The sequence below is a fragment of the Mucilaginibacter sp. P4_E8 genome (assembly GCF_056401495.1).
Window position 1 is genome coordinate 1 of sequence record NZ_JBFUJG010000324.1, and the last position, 2086, is coordinate 2086.

At 38.6% G+C, this 2086-nt stretch carries 3 protein-coding genes; 1 reads left to right on the forward strand and 2 read right to left on the reverse strand.

Going from position 1 to position 2086, the window contains the following annotated elements; all coding sequences use genetic code 11:
* Nucleotides 1-22: 22 nt before the first annotated feature.
* The gene (gene arfB, locus AC1DRQ_RS30995; protein WP_477429898.1) at nt 23-433 is read right to left on the reverse strand and encodes an alternative ribosome rescue aminoacyl-tRNA hydrolase ArfB; all 411 of its coding nucleotides are present in this window, start codon (nt 431-433) and stop codon (nt 23-25) included.
* A gap of 133 nt (nt 434-566) precedes the next feature.
* Between arfB and cmk the strand changes: the two genes are divergently transcribed.
* A complete protein-coding gene (gene cmk, locus AC1DRQ_RS31000) occupies nt 567-1241 on the forward strand; it encodes a (d)CMP kinase (protein WP_477429900.1) in 675 nt (224 codons plus the stop codon).
* 223 nt (nt 1242-1464) lie between these two features.
* On the opposite strand, the gene AC1DRQ_RS31005 is transcribed toward cmk, so the two are convergent.
* Nucleotides 1465-2086, reverse strand: a 622-nt coding sequence (locus AC1DRQ_RS31005; RefSeq protein ID WP_477429902.1) for a tyrosine-protein kinase family protein, incomplete at its 5' end; no start/stop codon positions are given.

Consider the following 2086-nt stretch of genomic DNA (forward strand, 5'->3'; position numbering starts at 1 on the left):
TCGCACATCTGCATATCTATTATTAATCACTATGATTAATTTTCCTGTTTTCTTTTTTTGCCGAATGTTTCTTTTTATTATCCAGGCGGGCAGCTTTAACGGCTTTACTCACTTTTGTAGGTTTGCGCACTTTGGGTTTTTGCAGCGCCCGGGTAAGCAACAACACCAATCTTTCTATCGCTTTTTCTTTGTTCAGGTATTGGCTGCGTTCCTCATCACAAATTACCTGTACAAAACCATCTTTATTTAAGCGATTTTGCAGTTTTTCGCTTAGCAGTACTTTCTCATCTTCAGTAAATAATTCAGAACCATTTATATTAAATAAAAGCTCAACCTTGCTCGATACTTTATTTACATTTTGACCGCCCTTGCCGCCACTGCGCGAGGTTTTATAGGTAACTTCTTTTTGAAGGTTGGATTTAGTAAGGTTCATTTTTCAAAAGTAATAATTTTGGGTGATTGGGCTAAGTGGTTGATTGGAGGGAATGGCTATTTAACTACGATTACCTAATCAAATTATTCAACTCCGCTAACCATTCACTTATTTTTGTATTTTAGGGCCACCTATGAGTAACAATATTGTAGTAGCCATTGATGGTTATTCATCGTGCGGTAAAAGCACGCTGGCCAAAGCCTTAGCTAAAAAACTTCATTTTATTTATGTGGATAGCGGTGCCATGTACCGGGCTGTTGCGCTGTATTTTTTACGCAACAACATTGATGTGCATAACCATGAGCAAATTACCCAGGCTTTAAAAAACATCCACCTTAACTTTCACTCGCGCGATTACCAGACCCACATTACCCTGAACGATGAGGAAGTATCTGAAGAGATCCGCCTGATGCCCGTATCCGAAAAAGTAAGCGAAGTGGCAGCTATACATGAGGTACGCAGGGAGATGGTGAAACAGCAGCAGCGCATGGGTCATTCCAAAAACATTGTGATGGAYGGGCGYGATATTGGCACTACRGTATTCCCCCATGCTACCGTTAAAATATTCATGACCGCCGATCCAAAAGTACGGGCCGAAAGACGCTTTAAGGAAATTACCGGTAAAAATCCCGAGATCACTTTAGAAGATGTATTTGAGAACCTGGCCCATCGTGATTACCAGGACACCACCCGCGAGGAAAGCCCTCTTGTAAGAGCCGATGATGCCATTATATTAGATAATACAGACCTCACTCCTGCTGAGCAATTAGAGTTTGCCCTGGATAAGGTTAGGCCCTTTGTGCTGTAAGTTTTTCTTGGCGACAGGATAGGTAAAAGAAAAAGTCCTCATAAACGTAAAGCTTTCCATCCGCTTTAAAGTTCCTTTTACTCTTTCTGTACCACTCACTGTAAAGCTTCAAAGTTGGGATAGCTTATTATTTGATGAAAAACAAAAAGGCGAAAGGTTAAAAGTATTTTACATTAGTTAATACTTTTAACCTTTCGCCTTTATTTTATTCTTTGTCTATTTATTATACTTTTTTAAAGACACGTTGAAACCTTTTCTTCAATGAGCCTTTACTTTTCTCATCCTCTGCATGGTAACCGTATCCATAGCCATAACCATATCCGTAGCCATAACCGTATCCGTAACCATTACTTATAGCGATATCGTTTATTACAATACCTAATTTGTTCATTCGCTTATTCCTGTAAATATCTTCAGGAATATTTAATTGTTTAATAAAGGTAAATTTATGACGTACCACATAAATGGTAAGATCAGCAAAATCGCTTAAAACCTGTGCATCTGAAACCATACCGATAGGCGGGGCATCCATAATAATGTAATCAAATCTTTCCTTAAGCTCTTTCATCAAATTAGTCATCCTTACATTCAGAATGGTTTCAATTGGGTTAGGAGGAATTGGACCTGAACTTATTACAAACAGGTTTTCGCTAAGGTATGATGGCGTAATAATATCATCAGGCTTAACCACGTTTGAAATTATGTAATTGGTAATACCTGTACTATTTGGTAAACCCATTTTTGACGAAAGCGTAGGTTTACGTAAATCCATTTCCATTACCAAAACCTTTTTGCCCGATAAGGCCAGTGCCACAGCAAGATTGATAGATGTAAATGACTTACCC

Coding starts and splice junctions, on each gene's coding strand:
- arfB (WP_477429898.1), bottom strand. CDS start 433: ATGAACCTTACTAAATCCAACCTTCAAAAAGAAGTTACCTATAAAACC.